Annotated in this window: 1 pseudogene; it reads right to left on the bottom strand. The window is 41.7% G+C overall.

From position 1 onward, the window contains the following. Positions 1–722, bottom strand: a pseudogene (locus BCU12_RS23415) (ATP-binding protein); the annotation flags it as partial.

Here is a 722-nt window from a genome sequence, read left to right as displayed (position 1 = left end):
GTTCTTGTGTTTCTTGCAGTTGTTCTACGCTCTGTTCGAGATCAACGGTTCTGGCGGCCACGGTACGTTCGAGATTTTCGTTCAGTTGTTCTAGCTCAATCTGAGCCATTTTTAAGTCAGTAATGTTGATACTTGTTCCGCGAAAGCCTTTAAATTTCCCATTACTGTATTTGGCGATCGCTTGGAAAAGCATATGGCACGTAACACCATTGACAGTCAGACTCTCTTCACACAGATTAAAATCACGGCAAGTTTGAATAGCCAATGGAAGGTTCGTTAGTTGACTGAGTTTCGGAATATCAAAGAGCTTGGGTTTATTGTGTGGATCTATCTCAAGCGCATTCAGCATGTACTCTGAACAATACGTCAGCTGTTCGTGTTCATCGATTTCCCACAGCCAATCAGAAGATACGTGAGTGAAATCAGTCAAACGCTCTTGTTCGACCTTAATGTTGGTATAAAGCTGGGTAACGTTACGCGTGATCTTATTGGTTTCTTCTGCTAACCAGTTAAGCTCATCTTCTTTTTCCATCACCCATGGTTTGTAAAAGAGCTTCAAAGGCCGAGAAGGGTGACGAGGATTATAGCTGCGTAAATATTTAGCGATCGCAAAGACGCGACGATTTATGCTCTCATGGAAAACCATTAGAATGACATAGCATACAAAAGCGGTCTTAATTGAGTTAATGACTAAGGTGATAAAGAACTGCTCTATCAAAGAG

This window comes from Vibrio sp. 10N.261.55.A7, assembly GCF_002877365.1.
Taxonomy (GTDB): Bacteria; Pseudomonadota; Gammaproteobacteria; order Enterobacterales; family Vibrionaceae; genus Vibrio.
This window is presented reverse-complemented; position numbering and strand designations above follow the sequence as displayed.